Below are 16,276 nucleotides of genomic sequence, written 5' to 3' on the forward strand. Positions count from 1 at the left end.
TCCCTCCCGCTTCCTAAACACAAGAACCCCCCCGCCGCCCCCCCCCCCCCCCCCGCACCTTGTAGAATGTCCCTTCGCTGCCGGTCCCGGTGGCGGGATCCCCAGACTGGAGCCAGCATGGCCTGGAACATCCCCGGCAAGAACAACGACGACCGCGGCTCGGGCCGCAACGACGACAACGGTCGCCGCCAGAATCCCTGGCCGCCGCGCCGCAGCAGCGGCGGTGGCCGCGGCCGTGGTCCCTTCGACGGCATCCTCGACCAGCTTCGCGGCATGTTCGGCGGCGGCGCCGGCGGCGGCAATCCGCTGCGCTGGATCGGCATCGCGCTGGCGCTGTGGCTCGCGTTCAACTGCTTCGTGCTGGTGGGCGAGCAGGATCGAGGCGTGGTGCTGCGCTTCGGCAAGTTCGCCCGCGTCATGCAGCCGGGCCCCAACTTCAAGCTGCCGTGGCCGATCGAAAGCGTCACCAAGCTCAACACCACCGGCGTGCGCACCTTCAGCAACAGCCTGCCGGTGCTGACCCGCGACGAGAACATCGTCACCGTGTCGTTCAACGTGCAGTACCGCATCAGCGACCCGCAGATGTACCTGTTCGGCTCGCGGGATGCCGACAACGTGCTCGAGCAGGTCTCGCAAAGCGCGGTGCGCGAGCAGATCGGCCGCGCCAACCTGGACTCCGCGCTCAACGCGCGTGGCCCGCTGTCGGCCGCCGCGGCGACGTCCCTGCAGGCGTCCCTGGACACCTACCGCACCGGCCTGATCGTGACCGAGCTCAGCCTGCAGGACGCGCGCCCGCCGGAGGCCGTCAAGCCGGCCTTCGACGAGGTCAACAGCGCCCAGCAGATGAACGAGCGCCTGGTGAACGAGGCCCGCGCCTACGCCGCGCGCATCGTGCCCGAGGCCCGCGGCCAGGCGCAGCGCGTGCGCACCACGGCCGAGGGTTACAAGACCGCCGAGGTCGCCCGCGCCACCGGTGACGCCCAGCGCTTCACGCTGCTGGTCAACGAGTACGCCAAGGCGCCCGAAGTCACCCGCAAGCGCCTGTGGCTGGAGACGGTCGAAGACGTGCTGGCCGACAACCGCAAGGTCGTGGGCGGCGATGGCCAACAGCTGATCTATGTGCCCATGGGCGGGCAGGGCGGCGCGCCGCAGCAGCCCTTGCTGACCCCCGACATGGTCTCGCCGACCGTCAACGCCGCGCCCGAACTTGATCCGAGGCCCGCGGCGGCGCCCGCCAACCTGCCGCGCCCACCGCGCGAGGGAGCCACCCGATGAAGCCGCAATTCCTCGTCCCCGTCGTCCTGGTCGTGATCCTCGGCCTGCTCGGCTCGATGTTCATCGTCCGCGAAGGCCAGGTCGGCCTGGTGCTGAACCTCGGCCGCGTCGCGCGTACCGATCTCGGGCCCGGCCTGCACTTCAAGATCCCGATGGTGGAAAGCGCGCGCGTGTTCGACCGCCGCTTCACCGCCAACGAGTTCCCGCCCGAGCGCTCGCTGACCTCGGAGCGCAAGGACGTCAGCGTCGACTTCGTCGCCATCGGCTTCATCGTCGACGTCGCGGACTTCTACCGCGCCACCGGTGGCAACGAAGAGCTGGTGACCGACCGCCTCGCGCCGATCATCAAGGACTCGCTGCGCAACGAGATCAACTCGCAGACCCTGACCCAGCTGGTGTCGGGTGATCGCTCCGAGCTGATCGACCGCCAGCTGCCGGGCATCAACGAGGGTGCCCGCACCCTCGGCATGCAGGTGGTCGACATCCGCTTCAAGCAGATCGACCTGCCCACCGACAGCGAAGTGATCGGCCAGGTCTACGACCGCATGCGCGCCGAACGCCGCCAGGTGGCCAGCGCCCTGCGCGCCGAGGGCGAGGAGCAGGCGCGCATCGTCCGCGCCGAGGCCGACCGCGAGCAGACGGTGCTGCTGGCCGAGGCCGAGCGCGACGCGCAGGTGCTGCGAGGCGAGGGCGACGCCCAGGCCGCGAGCATCTACGCGCAGGCTGCGAACCGCGACCCCGCGTTCTTCGCCTTCCAGCGCAGCCTGGACGCCTACCGGCGTGCCTTCTCCTCTGGCGAAGCGGTGATGGTGCTGGAGCGCGACGACCCGTTCCTGCAGTACATGCGCAGCGACCGCTGAAGCGTGGGGGCCGGGCGTGAGTGACCTGTGGGCCGCCCTGTGCCTGGTGGCCGTGCTGGAGGGGCTGCTGTTGTTCGCAGCCCCGGGCGAGTGGAAACGGGCCATGACGCAGATGCTGGCCACGCCGGACCGCCAGCTGCGACGGATCGGCGGCATCGTGCTGGCCGCCGGCCTGCTGGCCCTGTGGTGGCTGCGCCAGGGCTGAGCCACGCCACGGCGTCACACCGGGCTGGCCCCCGGCGTAGAAAGCCGGGATAATCCAGAAAAGCCGGAAGGGCCCGCTGCACAGCGCGGACCTCCGGCTTTTTCCCGTTCAAGGAGCAGTGGCATGGGTCAGTCGGTGGTGGTGCTTGGCGCCCAGTGGGGCGACGAGGGCAAGGGCAAGATCGTCGACCTGCTGACGCAGGACATCGGCGCGGTGGTGCGCTTCCAGGGCGGCCACAATGCCGGCCACACGCTGGTGATCGGCGGCAAGAAAACGGTGCTGCACCTGATCCCGTCGGGCGTGCTGCGCGATGACGCGCTGTGCCTGATCGGCAACGGCGTGGTGCTGTCGCCTGCAGCGCTGATGAAGGAAATCGGCGAGCTTGAAGATGCAGGCGTCGAAGTGCGCTCGCGGCTGAAGATCAGCCCGGCGACGCCGCTGATCATGCCGTACCACATCGCCCTCGACCAGGCGCGCGAGAAGGCCGCCGGCGGCAAGGCCATCGGCACCACCGGCCGTGGCATCGGCCCGGCCTACGAGGACAAGGTCGCCCGCCGCGGCATCCGCGTGGCCGATCTGCATTACCCCGCGCAGCTGGAAGAACTGCTGCGCACGGCGCTGGATTACCACAACTTCGTGCTCACCCGGTACCTGGGCGTGGACGCGGTGGATTTCCAGCAGACCTATGACGAAGCGCTGGCGTTCGGCGAGTACGTCGAGCCGATGAAGTCCGACGTCGCCGGCATCCTCCACGAGCTGCGCAAGCAGGGCAAGAAGGTGCTGTACGAGGGCGCGCAGGGCTCGCTGCTCGACATCGACCACGGCACCTATCCCTACGTCACCAGCTCCAACACCACCGTTGGCGGTGCGCTGGCCGGCACCGGCGTGGGTGCGGACGCGATCGACTACGTGCTGGGCATCTGCAAGGCCTACGCCACCCGCGTCGGCGGCGGCCCGTTCCCGACCGAGCTCGACGACGAAGACGGCCAGCGCCTGCGCGACCGCGGCCAGGAATACGGCGCCACCACCGGCCGCCCGCGCCGCTGCGGCTGGATCGACATCGTCGCGCTGAAGCGCGCGGTGGCGATCAACGGCATCAGTGGCCTGTGCATCACCAAGCTCGACGTGCTGGACGGCCTGGACAAGCTGAAGATGTGCATCGCTTACCGTTACCGCGGCAAGGAAACCGAGTACGCCCCGCTCGACGCCCAGGGCTGGGCCGAGTGCGAGCCGGTGTACCTGGAGTTCCCGGGCTGGAGCGAGGACACCCACGGGATCACCGAGTGGGACAAGCTGCCGCCGGCCGCGCGTGCCTACCTGCGCGCGCTGGAGGAGCTGGCAGGGTGCCCGCTGTCGATCGTGAGCACCGGACCGGACCGGAAGCACACGATGGTGCTGCAGGACCCGTTTGCTTGAGCGAGCGGCTTTCTGCATATGAAGAAACCCCGCTGCTGCGGGGTTTTTTCTGATGGACGCGCTGAAGTACCTCGGCGGTTATCCGCTGGAGGTGCAGGCGAAGGTGCGCGCGCTGATCGAACAGGACCGGTTGGGCACGCTGCTGGCCGCGAAGTACAGCGAACGCCACGCGGTGCGAAACGACAGCCAGCTGTACGGCTACGTCCAGGGCCTGAAAGATCGCCACCTGCGCAAGTCCGCGCCGCTGGGCAAGGTGATCTACGACGGCAAGCTGCAGGTGGTGAAACATGCGCTGGGCACCCACACCACGATCTCGCGCGTGCAGGGCGGGAAGCTCAAGGCGAGCCGCGAGATCCGCATTGCCAGCGTGTTTCGCGACGCGCCCGCGGAGTTCCTCAAGATGATCGCCGTGCATGAGTTGGCGCACATGAAGGAAGCCGAGCACGACAAGGCGTTCTACCGGCTGTGCATGCATATGGAGCCGGACTACCACCAGCTTGAGTTCGATACGCGACTGTACCTGACGCAGCTGGATCTGGCGGGGCGGGGGCGGGCGGGCGTCGCCGAGGCGTAGCGCGCGCGAGCGCTAGCGACCCTGCGCGAACTCCGGGAAGGTCTCCGCCACCGTCGCCTCATCCGGCATGACGTAGAACACCCCGCCCCGCTCGAACGTCGGACGGATGATCTGCTCGTAAAACCCGGGCGCGACGTTGATGCAGCCATGCGTGACGCGGTTGTCGTCCGGCGTGGGTGATGCAAGGCGCTCGGCGCGCTTCTCCGCCGGGACGCCGGTTGCGGTCGGGTGGATGGAGACCGCGGATTCGTAATCCACCCACAGCACGCGCCCGGCGTCGATCGACGGACCGTACCCGCCGACGAAGCGGCCGGCAGGCGTGGTGCGATCCCGGCCCGGGATCTCGCGAAGCGCGAGGCCTGCAACGCCGGGGGCCGTGTGGTCGCCGACCGCCGAGCCAAACAGCCCGGGCGCCGCGCCGCGAAGCCGGCCGTCGCCGCCGAACACCAGGATCTGCGCGGCGGCCTTGTCGATGATCGCGAATGGATAGCCCTGGCTGTCCTTGGACGCAACCACCCAGCCCGCGAGCTCGATCACCGTGTCGGAGACTTCCTGGTCTCGCGGAAGCTGGTCGAAGGTGGAGACCGCCTGCGCCGCGGCATCCTCCTGGGCGCCGGCCACGCCGGTGAAGCTTGAAAGTGCCAGCGCCAGCGCCAAGGCGGCCTGGGCGGTCCGGATCGGATGGTGTGTGCGGTGACGGATGGGATCGGTCCTGGAATGGAGACAGGGAGACAGGTGGAGGCGGGAAAACCGGTGGCCGGCAGGGGCCACCGGTCCGGGGTCAGGCCGCCTCGCGCGGCCCGGCCCGGCGTGCACTCAGCCGCGCGGCACGCGGCGCGGCGACGACTCCAGCTGCTGCACGCGGCCTTCGATCTGGTCCAGCCGCTGATTGGCCCGCTGCGCGCCCTGGTTGGCGGATTCGGCGCTCTGGGCAGCGCCCTGCACCTGCGTGTCGAGGCGGTCGAGGCGCGAGTTGATGCCTGCAAACTCGTCGTCGTAGGTGGCACAGGCGGAAAGGCCCACGGCGGCGACGATCGCGACGCCGAGCGTACGCGCCATCATCAGATGTTGCCGGGTCGGGGACATGGCAGTTCTCCTTCGTCTGGGGTGTCCGAATATAGCGACCTTTGGGCGAGCGCCATGTACAGCCTTCAGCTGACGTTGGAGTACGTGCATTCCCTGTGAAGAGGAGTGGGGACGCTTGAAACCTCCCTGCTCAATCCATGTTCGCTATGGCCGTCGTGGCAGGCATCTGCTGCGTCTATCGGGTGTGCTGTCCAAGGTCGTCCTGAGCCATCACACGCTTCGAAATCGTGGCAAACAGGCGCTCGACCTGGGCGGCGACGATGTCTATCTGCTGCAAGCAATGGATGAAACCGGCAGTAGGCATGTGCAGGACAAGCAGCAGGCCTATCTCGCGAGATAGGCCGCTTCACGCTGGCGGAGGGTGTGAGGCGGCACGCCACTGCGCCTTTTCTTCGAGCCGCTGCAGCACGATCCCGGCGACCATCGCGGGCACGAACCAGGCCGCCTCGCTCGAACCCACGCCGAGCGCCGCCAGCGCCGGACCCGGGCAGTAGCCGGCCAGGCCCCAGCCGATCCCGAACAGCGCAGCCCCTGCCAGCAGCCGCGAATCCACATGCCGCAGCTGCGACAGGCGGAAGTCGTCGGCGAACAGCGGACGACCGCGCCGCAGCACCGGGCGGAACAGCAGCAGGGTGGTGGCCACCGCGCCACCGAGGACGAAGGCGAGGGTGGGATCGAAGTCGCCGGCGACATCGAGGAAGCCGAGGATGCGTCGCGCATCGGTCATGCCCGACAGCGCGAGGCCGACCCCGAACAGCGCGCCGGAGGCGAACGCCGCGGCGATGAAGCGCTTCACGCCCAGCCTCCCGCGTGGCGCACGATCCACGTGGTCGCCACCGCCGTGGCCATGAAGGTCGGCACCGCCACCATCGAGCGCAGCGACAGCCGGCCCAGCCCGCACACGCCGTGCCCGCTGGTGCAGCCGTTGCCGAGGCTGGAGCCGAAGCCCACCAGCAGGCCCGCCGCCACCAGCAGCAGCGGCGGGAAGCCCTCGCGCGGGGCCGCGATGCCCGGCAGCAGCGCGATCGACGCGCGGCCCGCCAGCACCAGCCCTGCAAGGAACGCCAGCCGCCAGGCCAGTTCGCCGCGGCGCGGATACACGACCCCGGCGAGGATGCCGCTGACGCCGGCGATGCGTCCGTTGAGCCACAGCAGCAACGTGGCCGCGAGCCCGATCAGCACGCCGCCGGCAAGCGCCATCAGCCAGGTCGTACTCATGCGCCGATGCCAACGCGGTTGAGCGGCAGCCGCAGGTAGCGCACGCCGTCGCTCTCCGGCGGCGGCAGGTCGCCGCCGCGGATGTTGACCTGCAGCGACGGCAGGATGAGCTTGGGCGCCGCCAGTCCCGCGTCGCGCTCGTTGCGCAGGCGCACGAACGCCGCCTCGCCGACGTCGCCGGCCAGGTGCACGTTGCGCTCGCGCTGCGCGCCGATCGATGTTTCCGCGCACGCGTCGCGGCCATCCGGCGGATAGTCGTGGCAGAGGAACACGCGGGTGTCGTCCGGCAGCTCGAACAGGCGGCGGATCGAGCTGTACAGCGTGGCCGCATCGCCGCCGGGGAAGTCGGCGCGCGCCGTGCCGGTGTCGGGCGCGAAGACGGTGTCGCCGACGAAGGCCGCATCGCCGATGACGTAGGTCACGCTGTCGTCCGTGTGGCCGGGGGTGGCGATCACGCGGCCGCCGAGTTCGCCGATGGCAAAGCTGTCGCCGTCGGCGAACAAGCGGTCGAACTGGCGACCGTCGACCGCGAACCCGTCTTCCAGGCCGAACACCGTCTTGAAGCGCGCCTGGATGCCGGTGATGCCGCGCCCGATGGCCACCCGGGCGCCGGTCTGCGCGCGCAGCCAGGCGGCGGCGGAGAGGTGGTCGGCATGCGCGTGGGTCTCGAGGATCCACTCCACGCGCAGGTGGTGCCCGCGCGCGAAGTCGAGCAGGCGTTGCGCGGAGTCGAATGCCGTGCGGGCGGTGGCGGCCTCGTAATCCATCACTGGATCGACGATGGCGGCGTGGCCACCGGCGCGATCGTAGACCACGTGGGACCAGGTGGACGTGGACGGGTCGTAGAAGCTCTCTACCTGTGGATTCATGATGGGCTTCCATATTATTCAGTAAATGCTAAAGTATGGTTCGTCCCGTGTCCTGTCAAGCGAGTCCTGCGACGATGCCGAGCAACGCCCCCAGACCGTCCAGCCCCGAGCCGCTGGCCTCCGGCATGGCCGTCCATGCCGGCGAGGCGGCGGCCCTGCTGAAAGCGCTGGCCCATCCCGCCCGCCTGCTGGTGCTGTGCCAGCTGGTGGAGGGCGAGCGGACCGTGGGCGAGCTGCAGCCCGCGACGGGACTCGGTGCCTCGGCGCTGTCCCAGCACCTCGCCGTGCTGCGTGACATGGCCCTGGTGCACACCCGGCGCCAGGCGCAGTGCATCCACTATTCGCTGGCGGACGGACCGGCGGTGAGCGTGCTCGAGGCGCTGCACGCCGCCTTCTGTGCCGCGCCGCGACCCCACAACATGAGCAGCCTGCCATGACCCCACGACGCACCCTGCCGGCGATCACGCTCGCGGCTGCACTTTCCACCGCACTCACCGCCTGCACCACGCCCGGCGACGTGCGGCGCGCCCAGGCCGACCAGGAGTTGACCATGCCATCCCCCGTGCTCGAACGCTTCGCCAACCCTGTCGCCGGCGTCCATTCCGGCGGCCGCATCACGGCGGATGATCTTTCCGCGCTGCGCGCCGCCGGCATCCGCCACGTCATCAACCTGGCACCGGCATCCGAGACGCCCGGATTCGACGAGGCCGAGGCGGCGCGGGCGGCGGGAGTGCGCTACGACCCCTTGCCGATCGCCGGCGCCGGGGATCTCGACCGTGAAGCGGTGGTGGCTTTCGACCGCCTGCTGCAGGCCGCCGACGCGCCCACGCTGGTGCACTGCGGCAGCGGCAATCGCGTGGGTGCGCTGGTGGCGCTGCGCGCGGCCTGGCTGCAGGGCGCGGACGAGGAGTCCGCCGTGGTGGAGGGCCGCCGCTGGGGGCTCACTGGCCTGGAGGGCGAAGTCCGCCAGCGCATCGCGCGCGAGCGCTGCGTGGCTAACGCGGGCCGGGCCGAACGGGGCACGGACTGCGACGACGCAGGCTGAGCGCGGCTCAGTCCCGGGTGGCCGGGCCCGTTGCGGTGCCGGCATCCTGCTGGACGACGGATCCGGCCTTCGCCGGGCCGGCCGGTTCGCCGGCCACCCTGCGCCGGCCCAGCGCCATGTGCTCGAACACGCCGTCGCGTCGCACCCAGGCGTGGTGCAGGGCGGCGCCTGCATGCACCAGCACCAGCGCCAGCAGGCCGTAGGCCAGCCATCCATGCAGTTCCCGCAGCAGGCCATAGCGCGCCAGGTCAGCTTCCATCAGCGCAGGCAGCACGAATCCGCCCACGCGCACCGGCAGCCCCGCGGCGCCATGCATGGCCCAGCCGGTCAGCGGCAGCGCCAGCATCAGCGCATACAGCGCCCAGTGGCTGGCCCGCGCCACGCCACGCTGCAGCGCGGGAATGCTGCGCGGCAGCGGCGGCGCACGGAAGCGCAGGCGGTTGGCCAGGCGCATCAGCACCAGCACAAGGGCGAGTACGCCGAACGCCTTGTGCAGCTGGATGGCCGGCGTGGTCCAGGGTTGCCAGCGGTCCACCATCGACGCGCCCAGGCTCAACTGCGACAGGAGCAGCGCGGCCATCGCCCAGTGCAGCAACCGGGCGGATACCGGATAGCGGGTCATGGCGCGCCCTCCAGCAGGGTCTCGCGTGCGCGACGGCGCAGGCTTTCGGCATAGGCCGCGCGGCGCGCGTGCAGGACGGGATCGGCCGACGGCTCGATGCCGTCCGGCAGCACCAGCGGGTCGAAGTTGAGGCCGTTGCAGTCGCCGCCCTGTTGCGCGTGGGCGGAGGTGAGTTCGATGGTGCCGGCATCCACGGTGCGGCGGGCGTCCGGCCACGGCCGGGCACCGTTGTCGACGGGGTCGCCCGGCTCGGCCAGCTGCAGGCGCAGCGTCCAGCGAAGCGGACCCGCCACCAGGCGCTGCTGGAACTCGCGGCTGAGCGCGTCGTCGGTGTGGGGCCCCTCGCCCAGGGCCGTGAACGGCGCCTCCGGCACCACCGCCCAGCGCACCGGCTGGCGCTGGCCATCGGCGTCGACCAGCACGAAGGCGTTGATGCTGTGGTAGCGCGTGTTCGCCCAGCTGTCGCTGGCCTGGTAGCCGGCCTGCCAGGCGCGGAAGGCGGCACTTTCCGGATGTGCGTCGAAGAATGCCGCGATCCGCGTCGGGTCCGGCTTGCCGGTGGCGGCGTCGGGCGCCATCGCACGCAACTGGTCGTGGAAGGCCTCGGGCGTGCCGACGGCCAGCACAGGAGGCGTGTTCATGGCCATCCGCCACTGCTGGCCATCGGCCTGGGTGATGGCCAGCGCCATGCTGCGCACACCGGCACTGGCCTCGGGGGCGACCGGGCTGCCGCCGCCGATGGACAGCCGTCCCAGCACCGGGGATTCACCGGTGGCGAACAGCGGCGCCGACGACAGCGTCGCGGCGTCGCCCGACGCGATGAAGCGGCCCGACACGCACAGACCGCGGGCGTGCGCGCGGCGGAAGCCCGCGTGCAGCGCGTTGCCGCCGCCCTGCATGGTGTCGACGATCGAGCTGGCGCGGTGGTCGGCACCGGTGCCGAACGCGCCGCGCAGCGCGGCGACGCCGGTGGCGCCGCCTGCGACCAGCACCACGATGAGTGCAGTGCGCAGGGCGCGGGTGCGCGGGGACAGCGGCGTGGACGTTGCGGTGGCCGGGGGGCGGGACTCCACGGGTGGGACCTTCCATTGGTTGGCAGCCGGAGAGGACCGCAGGCCGGCATCATGACCCATCCGCGGCCGGACATCCCGCCTGGGTGAACTTCCTTCCCTGGTGGTGCGCACGGCTGCGTTCACCGTCCGCTGACAGCATGGCGCCGAGCCTTGTACGCATGCACCTGGTCCAGCTTTTCCTGCCCCTGCATGACGGCGGCGGCGAACGCTTTGCGCGCGCGCTGTTCGACGCCGTGCGCGCCGAGCTCACCGAACGCTTCGGCGGCGTCACCGCCTTCAGCCGCGCGCCCGCGACCGGGCTGTGGGAGGACGACGACGGCGAAGTACAGCGCGACGACGTCGTCCTGTTCGAAGTCATGGCCGAGCACGTCGACCACGCCTGGTGGCGCCACTATCGCGAATCGCTGGAGCGGCGCTTCCGCCAGGACGAAGTGCTCGTTCGGGCCACGCCCGTCGAGCGGCTCTAGGCCGCGCCCGGCGTCGCTGGCCTAGACTCGGGGTTCCGCAGCAGCGAGGTGCTTCCATGGCCACCATGCCCCTGATGCCGGCCGCTTTCCTCGGCCACGGCAGCCCGATGAACGCGATCGAGCGCAACCGCTTCACCGAAGCGTGGCGCACGTTCGGCGCCTCGGTGCCGCGCCCGCGCGCAATCCTGGCGGTGTCGGCGCACTGGTACGTCAATGCCACCGCCGTGACCGCGATGCCGCGGCCGCGCACCATCCACGATTTTCATGGGTTCCCGCGCCCGCTGTTCGAGGTCGACTATCCGGCGCCGGGCCTGCCCGAGCTGGCCGAGGAGGTCGCTGACGTCGCAAAGCCGGATTTCGTCGGTTCGGACCACGACGGCTGGGGCTTGGACCATGGCACCTGGTCGGTGCTGGTGCACGCCTTCCCCGATGCCGACATCCCCGTGGTGCAGCTGTCGATCAACGCGCAGAAGCCGCCCGAGTGGCACGTCCGGATGGGTGTGCGCCTGGCGGCGCTGCGCGAGCGCGGCGTGCTGGTGCTGGGTAGCGGCAACGTGGTCCACAACCTGCGCGCGATGGACTGGAAGCAGCCCGACACGGCGTTCGACTGGAACACGCGCTTCGATGCGCACGTCAAGCAGCTGCTGGCCGAACGTGCGGGCGATGCCGCGGGCCTGGTCTCGCATCGCGACTACGCGCTCTCCGCGCCCACCGCCGAGCATTTCCTGCCGCTGCTCTACCTGGCAGGCATCGCCGCCGCGGCGGGCAAGGGCGCCGACGTGCTGGTGGAAGGCCCGGCCTACGGTTCGCTGTCGATGACCTCGTACACGGTCGGGGCGCAGTGCCCGCGGCAGGACCAGGCGGGCGAGGGCGCGGCGGCGCCGTCCAGCGTGGTGCCCGCGGACGCCTCCAACCTGTAGCGCCGCCTTGGCAGGATCCACGGAGCCGCTCACCCGCGTCGCCGTCGCGCGTCAGGCGTGGCCGATCATCCTGGCCAACGCGGCAGTGCCGGCGGTCGGGCTGGTGGATACGGCGGTCATCGGCCACTACGGCAGTGCGACGGAGCTTGGTGCGCTGGCCCTGGGCGCGCTGCTGTTCAACTTCGTCTACTGGAGCTTCGGCTTCCTGCGCATGGGCACCACGGGCTTCGTGGCGCAGGCGGTGGGTGCCGGTGACGAGCCCGAGGTGCGGGCCACGCTGGCACGCGGTGTGCTGCTGTCGGTGGGGCTGGGCGTTGCGCTGATGCTGCTGCAGTGGCCGGTCACCGCGCTGTACTTCGGGCTGATGGACGGCAGCGACGTGGTCGAGTCGGTGGCCGGCGAATACTTCCGTGCGCGCATCTGGGGCGCACCGGCGGCGCTGGCTTTGTTCGCCTGCAGTGGCTTGCTGATCGGGCTTGGCCGCAGCCGCGAGCTGTTGTTCGTGCAGCTGCTGCTCAATGGCCTCAACGCCGGGCTGGACGTCTGGTTTGCCGGCGCGCTGGGCATGGGTGCGCGGGGTATCGGGCTGGGCACGGCGATTGCCGAATGGTTGACCTGCGTGGTGGCGATCGTCGTGGTGCTGCGCGTGCTGCGTGCGCGCCACCGCGGTCCGACGCCGTTCCTGCAGTGGGCGCGGATTGCCGACATGGATCGCGTCCGCCAGGCGCTGGCGGCAAACGGCGACATCCTGGTGCGCACGCTGTGCCTGCTGCTGGCGTTCGGCTGGTTCGCAAACGCCGGGGCTCGCTTTGGCGACGTGACGCTGGCTGCGAACCACATCCTGCTGCAGCTGGTGTCGTTCAGCGCGTTCTTCCTGGACGGCTTCGCGTTCGTGGCCGAGGCGCAGGTGGGTGCCGCCTGGGGGGCGCGGGACGGGCGCAGGTTCCGCCGTGCCGTGCGCCTGACCAGCGAGCTGGCGGCGGGCACTGCGCTGGTGCTGGCCGCGCTGATCGCGCTGCTGGGTAATGCCGCGGTGGCTGCGCTGACCACGCTGCCCGCCGTGCGCGAGATCGCCGCCGCACACCTGCCGTGGAGCGCGCTGTACGTGCTGCTTTCGGTGGCCGCCTTCCAGCTTGATGGCGTGTTCATTGGTACCACGCACACGCGGGAGATGCGCAATGCCAGCATGGCCTCGTTGGCGGTGTTCCTGATATGCGCTTGGCCGCTTGCGGCGTGGTTTGGCAACCATGGGCTGTGGGCGGCGTTCGTGGTGTTTGTGGTGGCGCGGGCGTTGGTGCTGCTTCCCTGCTATCGGCGGATGCCGCAAGCACTCGCTTGAATCCGGCTGCACCTCCGGCTTGGGTCGAGCAGCCCCTTCTGTTAACCTGAACAGGTTCGGCCCGGCCTGCCCCCACGTTTTTTCCACCCACTGCGGCAGGTGCGGCCCCACCACAACCAGGCGCGCGATCGAGTTTTCTCTCGCGCCGCGCTGCGCTTGTGATCTTCACTGATCGTTCGCGTATCCAGGATCGTTGCCGGTCCGCGCTTCCGCGCGCCTTTGGCGTGTCCAGACGCCGGGATGGTGCGCAGCACAATCTTTTCATGTCGCCCAATGGAGCCTCCATGCCAGATTCCGACCATCAACCACACCCGTTTCCCGAACAGCCGCTGCCTGTCTGGCGGCGCGCGGTGATCAAGGTTGGCAGCAGCCTGCTGACCGACGGCCGCGGCAACCTGGAGAGGCGCAATGCCTCCGCGCTGGCGTCCTTGATCGCCGGTTTCCGGGCCCAGGGTCGCGAGGTCCTGCTGGTGTCTTCAGGCGCCGTGGCCGCGGGGCGCGGGCTGATGTCGCGCCAGCGCGGCAGCCTGGTGCAGCGCCAGGCGCTGGCCTCGCTGGGACAGACGCCGATGCTGGCGCTGTGGCAGGAGCTCTTCGAGTATCCGGTGGCGCAGGTGCTGCTCAGCCACGACGACATGCGCAACCGGCGCCGCTACCTCAATGCGCGGGCGACGTTGCAGGAACTGCTGCGGATCGGGGCGGTGCCGATCATCAACGAGAACGACACCGTGTCGGTGGACGAGCTCAAGCTGGGCGACAACGACAACCTGGCCGCGGCGGTGGCCACCCTGGTCGATGCCGACATGCTCTTCATCGCCACTGATACCCACGGACTCTACAGCGGCCATCCCACGCGTGATCCCGACGCGCGGCCCTTGCCGCGGGTCGAGGCGATCACGCCGGAAGTCATGGCGATGACCGCAGGCGGCGCGGGCGCGCTGGGTACCGGCGGCATGGCCACCAAGCTGGAGGCGGCCAGCAAGGCCGCCGCGGCGGGGATCGACACCGCGCTGCTGTGCGGCCACGACCGCCGCGCGCTGGCGGCGCTTGCCAACGACCGCCTGCACGGCACCCTGATCCCGGCGCACGGCCCGCGCCTCCTGGCGCGCAAGCTGTGGCTCCGCCACCAGCCGGCCTGCGGCGGCCAGTTGCGGATCGACGACGGTGCCTGCAAGGCGCTGGCCGAGCGCGGCGCCTCGCTGCTGCCCGGCGGCGTCATCGGGGTGGAAGGCGACTTCAGCAACCACGCCCTGGTCAACCTGGTCAGCAGGCAGGGCCGCCGCATTGGCCGCGGCCTGGTCGAGTACCACGCCAGCGACCTGCAGCGCATCGCCGGCCGCCACAGCCAGGAGATCGAGGGGCTGCTCGGTTTCGACAACGGCAGCGCCGTCGTACGCCGCGACAACCTGGTCCTGATCGACCAGCCCACGGCCACCACGCATTGAACAAGGAGTCACCTTCCATGACCAGTTACATCCGTTCCCTTGCCGAGCGCGCCCGTGCGGCTTCGCACGCGATCGCCGCGCTGGATCCGTCCCGCCGTGCGGCGCTGTTGTCGAAGATGGCCGACGCGGTCGACGCCGGCCGCGCCGACGTCCTGGCCGCCAACGCGCGCGACATGCAGCGGGCGAACGAAGCCGGTACCACCGGTGCCATGCTGGACCGCCTGGAGCTGGACGACGGCCGCATCGACGGCATCGTGCAGGCGATCCGCGAGGTCGCCGCGCTGCCCGATCCGGTCGGCCAGGTCACCCGCAGCGAAACGCATGCCAACGGCATGACCGTGGAGAAGGTGCGCATACCGCTGGGATTGATCGCGATGATCTACGAGGCCCGGCCCAACGTGACCGCCGACGCCGCCGCGCTGTGCCTGCGCGCGGGCAACGCGGTGCTGCTGCGCGGCGGCTCGGAGGCGCGCGAGAGCAATATCGCGATCGCCCGCTGCCTGCATTCGGCACTGCGCGAATTCGACCTGCCGGTCGAAGCGGTGGCGCTGGTGGAAGACACCGCGCGCGAGCACGTGCTCGAGCTGCTGCAGCTGACCGACCTGGTCGACCTGGCGATCCCGCGCGGCGGCGAACGCCTGATCCGCTTCGTGGCCGAGAACGCGCGGGTGCCGGTGATCAAGCACTACAAGGGCGTGTGCCATCTGTACGTGGACGCCGCCGCCGACCCGGCCGCCGCAACCCGCCTGGCGGTGGACGGCAAGCTGTCGCGCCCCGGCGTGTGCAACGCGCTGGAAACGCTGCTGGTGCATGCCGATATCGCCGGCACGTGGATCCCGGACGCGCTGGCCACGATGGTCCGGGGCGGCGCGGAGATCCGCGGCTGCGAGCGGACCCAAGCGCTGTTCGCGGATGCGAAGCCGGTGACGGAAGAGGATTACGACACCGAGTACCTGGCGCCGATCATCTCGGTGCGGGTGGTGGATTCGATCGACGACGCCATCAGCCACATCCAGCGCCACACGTCCGACCACACCGAGGTGATTTCCACCACCGACAAGGCCGCGGCCGACCGCTTCGTGCGTGCGATCCGCAGCTCGGCGGTGATGGTCAACGCCTCGTCGCGCTTCAACGATGGCGGCCAGCTGGGCCTGGGCGCGGAGATCGGCATTTCCACCACCCGCCTGCACGCCTACGGGCCGATGGGGCTGGAGTCGCTGACCATCGAACGCTGGGTGGTCCGTGGCGAAGGCCAGGTGCGCCACCCGGAGTCAGCGCAGGCCTGAGCCTCGGCGCAACCGGCAGCCCGCAGGCACACCGCCGGCTCATTGCGCTCGATGGTTGGGTGACCCGACCGCAGCGCCTAATCCAGCTGCGGCGGCCCTGCCGCAGGCAGCATGGCGGCGCAGCGCTCCAGCAGGGCGATGAGCTGGTCCTGTTCGGCGGGCGCGAGCGTGCGCAGTGCGCCTTCGATCGCGGCGCGCGCGGCGGCGCTGCCGCGCGTCACCAGCTCCACGGCCGCGGGCGTGGCCGCGAGCGCCTGCACCCGCTTGAGGCTCGGATGCGGGCTGCGGATCACCAGGCCATCGCGCTCCAGCCGCGCCAGGATCTGGTGCATGGTCTGCGGCGACACCCCGTTGCGCCGCGCCAGCTCGGCGTTCGACAGGCCCGGATGTTCGACCAGCGCCATCAGCGCCAGCGCCTGCGGCCGCGTCAGGTCCAAGCCTTCCTCGTGCAACCGCCGGTCGACCACGGCGCTCAGGCCGAGGTGCAGCCGCCGCGCCAGCACGCCGGTGCGGTAGGCGCGTGATTTCCTGAACGCCTGCAGGCTGGTGGTCTTGCGTTGGGCCATCCCGGTCTCC

At 70.5% G+C, this 16,276-nt stretch carries 21 protein-coding genes; 13 read left to right on the top strand and 8 right to left on the bottom strand.

Annotated features, from left to right (window positions below):
* Window positions 1–117 precede the first annotated feature (117 nt).
* From hflK to WCE37_RS01795, 5 genes are all read left to right on the top strand, one after another.
* Window positions 118–1,275, top strand: a complete 1,158-nt coding sequence (hflK, locus tag WCE37_RS01775; RefSeq protein WP_343253655.1) for an FtsH protease activity modulator HflK — start codon at window positions 118–120, stop codon at window positions 1,273–1,275.
* Window positions 1,272–2,135: a protease modulator HflC gene (gene hflC / locus WCE37_RS01780; RefSeq protein ID WP_343253654.1), complete on the top strand. Its 864-nt coding sequence runs from the start codon at window positions 1,272–1,274 to the stop codon at window positions 2,133–2,135. Before hflK ends, hflC begins: the two co-directional genes overlap by 4 nt.
* A 16-nt stretch (window positions 2,136–2,151) precedes the next feature.
* Complete coding sequence (locus WCE37_RS01785) at window positions 2,152–2,340, top strand: DUF2065 domain-containing protein (protein ID WP_343277871.1); 189 nt, start codon at window positions 2,152–2,154, stop codon at window positions 2,338–2,340.
* Window positions 2,341–2,463: 123 nt separating this feature from the next.
* Window positions 2,464–3,756 carry an adenylosuccinate synthase gene (locus WCE37_RS01790; RefSeq protein ID WP_343253652.1) on the top strand — a complete coding sequence of 431 codons (1,293 nt, stop codon included), beginning with the start codon at window positions 2,464–2,466 and terminating at the stop codon, window positions 3,754–3,756.
* Window positions 3,757–3,808: 52 nt separating this feature from the next.
* Window positions 3,809–4,330, top strand: coding sequence for a YgjP-like metallopeptidase domain-containing protein (locus tag WCE37_RS01795; RefSeq protein ID WP_343277872.1), 522 nt, complete (start codon window positions 3,809–3,811; stop codon window positions 4,328–4,330).
* Window positions 4,331–4,342: 12 nt separating this feature from the next.
* Here WCE37_RS01795 and WCE37_RS01800 read toward each other — a convergent pair whose 3' ends face one another.
* Together WCE37_RS01800 and WCE37_RS01805 are read right to left on the bottom strand one after the other, a co-directional pair.
* Window positions 4,343–4,987, bottom strand: a complete 645-nt coding sequence (locus tag WCE37_RS01800; protein ID WP_343277873.1) for a hypothetical protein — start codon at window positions 4,985–4,987, stop codon at window positions 4,343–4,345.
* 159 nt (window positions 4,988–5,146) lie between these two features.
* On the bottom strand, window positions 5,147–5,416 hold the full coding sequence (locus WCE37_RS01805) for a hypothetical protein (protein ID WP_343277874.1): 270 nt from the start codon (window positions 5,414–5,416) through the stop codon (window positions 5,147–5,149).
* Window positions 5,417–5,531: 115 nt separating this feature from the next.
* On the opposite strand from WCE37_RS01805, the gene WCE37_RS01810 reads away from it, so the two are divergent.
* Window positions 5,532–5,756 carry a hypothetical protein gene (locus tag WCE37_RS01810; RefSeq protein WP_343277875.1) on the top strand — a complete coding sequence of 75 codons (225 nt, stop codon included), beginning with the start codon at window positions 5,532–5,534 and terminating at the stop codon, window positions 5,754–5,756.
* A gap of 6 nt (window positions 5,757–5,762) precedes the next feature.
* Here WCE37_RS01810 and WCE37_RS01815 read toward each other — a convergent pair whose 3' ends face one another.
* From WCE37_RS01815 to WCE37_RS01825, 3 genes are read right to left on the bottom strand one after another with little or no spacing between them, the layout of a single operon-like run.
* On the bottom strand, window positions 5,763–6,212 hold the full coding sequence (locus WCE37_RS01815) for a YeeE/YedE family protein (RefSeq protein WP_343277876.1): 450 nt from the start codon (window positions 6,210–6,212) through the stop codon (window positions 5,763–5,765).
* Entirely contained in the window at window positions 6,209–6,634 is a 426-nt protein-coding gene (locus WCE37_RS01820; RefSeq protein WP_343277877.1) for a YeeE/YedE thiosulfate transporter family protein, read from the bottom strand. The genes WCE37_RS01815 and WCE37_RS01820 overlap by 4 nt, the downstream gene beginning before the upstream one ends.
* Window positions 6,631–7,506, bottom strand: coding sequence for an MBL fold metallo-hydrolase (locus tag WCE37_RS01825; protein ID WP_343277924.1), 876 nt, complete (start codon window positions 7,504–7,506; stop codon window positions 6,631–6,633). The genes WCE37_RS01820 and WCE37_RS01825 overlap by 4 nt, the downstream gene beginning before the upstream one ends.
* Before the next feature lie 71 nt (window positions 7,507–7,577).
* On the opposite strand from WCE37_RS01825, the gene WCE37_RS01830 reads away from it, so the two are divergent.
* A complete protein-coding gene (locus WCE37_RS01830; RefSeq protein WP_343277878.1) occupies window positions 7,578–7,940 on the top strand; it encodes a metalloregulator ArsR/SmtB family transcription factor in 363 nt (120 codons plus the stop codon).
* A complete protein-coding gene (locus tag WCE37_RS01835; protein WP_343277879.1) occupies window positions 7,937–8,548 on the top strand; it encodes a sulfur transferase domain-containing protein in 612 nt (203 codons plus the stop codon). The genes WCE37_RS01830 and WCE37_RS01835 overlap by 4 nt, the downstream gene beginning before the upstream one ends.
* 7 nt (window positions 8,549–8,555) lie before the next feature.
* Here WCE37_RS01835 and WCE37_RS01840 read toward each other — a convergent pair whose 3' ends face one another.
* Together WCE37_RS01840 and WCE37_RS01845 are read right to left on the bottom strand one after the other, a co-directional pair.
* Window positions 8,556–9,170, bottom strand: coding sequence for a cytochrome b (locus tag WCE37_RS01840; protein ID WP_343253644.1), 615 nt, complete (start codon window positions 9,168–9,170; stop codon window positions 8,556–8,558).
* Complete coding sequence (locus WCE37_RS01845; protein WP_343277880.1) at window positions 9,167–10,243, bottom strand: catalase family peroxidase; 1,077 nt, start codon at window positions 10,241–10,243, stop codon at window positions 9,167–9,169. Before WCE37_RS01845 ends, WCE37_RS01840 begins: the two co-directional genes overlap by 4 nt.
* Before the next feature lie 158 nt (window positions 10,244–10,401).
* Between WCE37_RS01845 and WCE37_RS01850 the strand changes: the two genes are divergently transcribed.
* From WCE37_RS01850 to WCE37_RS01870, 5 genes are all read left to right on the top strand, one after another.
* Entirely contained in the window at window positions 10,402–10,710 is a 309-nt protein-coding gene (locus WCE37_RS01850; protein ID WP_343277881.1) for a hypothetical protein, read from the top strand.
* Between the two features lie 56 nt (window positions 10,711–10,766).
* Window positions 10,767–11,630: a 4,5-DOPA dioxygenase extradiol gene (ygiD, locus tag WCE37_RS01855; RefSeq protein ID WP_343277882.1), complete on the top strand. Its 864-nt coding sequence runs from the start codon at window positions 10,767–10,769 to the stop codon at window positions 11,628–11,630.
* 7 nt (window positions 11,631–11,637) lie between these two features.
* Window positions 11,638–12,969: an MATE family efflux transporter gene (locus tag WCE37_RS01860; protein ID WP_343277883.1), complete on the top strand. Its 1,332-nt coding sequence runs from the start codon at window positions 11,638–11,640 to the stop codon at window positions 12,967–12,969.
* Between the two features lie 284 nt (window positions 12,970–13,253).
* On the top strand, window positions 13,254–14,414 hold the full coding sequence (gene proB, locus WCE37_RS01865) for a glutamate 5-kinase (RefSeq protein WP_343277884.1): 1,161 nt from the start codon (window positions 13,254–13,256) through the stop codon (window positions 14,412–14,414).
* A gap of 17 nt (window positions 14,415–14,431) precedes the next feature.
* Window positions 14,432–15,700, top strand: coding sequence for a glutamate-5-semialdehyde dehydrogenase (locus tag WCE37_RS01870; protein WP_343277885.1), 1,269 nt, complete (start codon window positions 14,432–14,434; stop codon window positions 15,698–15,700).
* Window positions 15,701–15,777: 77 nt separating this feature from the next.
* On the opposite strand, the gene WCE37_RS01875 is transcribed toward WCE37_RS01870, so the two are convergent.
* Entirely contained in the window at window positions 15,778–16,266 is a 489-nt protein-coding gene (locus tag WCE37_RS01875; protein ID WP_343253637.1) for a MarR family transcriptional regulator, read from the bottom strand.
* Window positions 16,267–16,276: the final 10 nt, after the last annotated feature.

This window comes from Luteimonas sp. MJ250, assembly GCF_039548455.1.
Classification (GTDB): domain Bacteria; phylum Pseudomonadota; class Gammaproteobacteria; order Xanthomonadales; family Xanthomonadaceae; genus Luteimonas.

Excerpts from the sequence above, each read along its gene's own strand:
- hflK (WP_343253655.1), top strand. The coding sequence starts at position 118 with ATGGCCTGGAACATCCCCGGCAAGAACAACGACGACCGCGGCTCGGGC.
- hflC (WP_343253654.1), top strand. The coding sequence starts at position 1,272 with ATGAAGCCGCAATTCCTCGTCCCCGTCGTCCTGGTCGTGATCCTCGGC.
- WCE37_RS01790 (WP_343253652.1), top strand. The coding sequence starts at position 2,464 with ATGGGTCAGTCGGTGGTGGTGCTTGGCGCCCAGTGGGGCGACGAGGGC.
- WCE37_RS01795 (WP_343277872.1), top strand. The coding sequence starts at position 3,809 with ATGGACGCGCTGAAGTACCTCGGCGGTTATCCGCTGGAGGTGCAGGCG.
- WCE37_RS01805 (WP_343277874.1), bottom strand. The coding sequence starts at position 5,416 with ATGTCCCCGACCCGGCAACATCTGATGATGGCGCGTACGCTCGGCGTC.
- WCE37_RS01820 (WP_343277877.1), bottom strand. The coding sequence starts at position 6,634 with ATGAGTACGACCTGGCTGATGGCGCTTGCCGGCGGCGTGCTGATCGGG.
- WCE37_RS01830 (WP_343277878.1), top strand. The coding sequence starts at position 7,578 with ATGCCGAGCAACGCCCCCAGACCGTCCAGCCCCGAGCCGCTGGCCTCC.
- WCE37_RS01835 (WP_343277879.1), top strand. The coding sequence starts at position 7,937 with ATGACCCCACGACGCACCCTGCCGGCGATCACGCTCGCGGCTGCACTT.
- WCE37_RS01840 (WP_343253644.1), bottom strand. The coding sequence starts at position 9,170 with ATGACCCGCTATCCGGTATCCGCCCGGTTGCTGCACTGGGCGATGGCC.
- WCE37_RS01850 (WP_343277881.1), top strand. The coding sequence starts at position 10,402 with ATGCACCTGGTCCAGCTTTTCCTGCCCCTGCATGACGGCGGCGGCGAA.
- ygiD (WP_343277882.1), top strand. The coding sequence starts at position 10,767 with ATGGCCACCATGCCCCTGATGCCGGCCGCTTTCCTCGGCCACGGCAGC.
- proB (WP_343277884.1), top strand. The coding sequence starts at position 13,254 with ATGCCAGATTCCGACCATCAACCACACCCGTTTCCCGAACAGCCGCTG.
- WCE37_RS01870 (WP_343277885.1), top strand. The coding sequence starts at position 14,432 with ATGACCAGTTACATCCGTTCCCTTGCCGAGCGCGCCCGTGCGGCTTCG.
- WCE37_RS01875 (WP_343253637.1), bottom strand. The coding sequence starts at position 16,266 with ATGGCCCAACGCAAGACCACCAGCCTGCAGGCGTTCAGGAAATCACGC.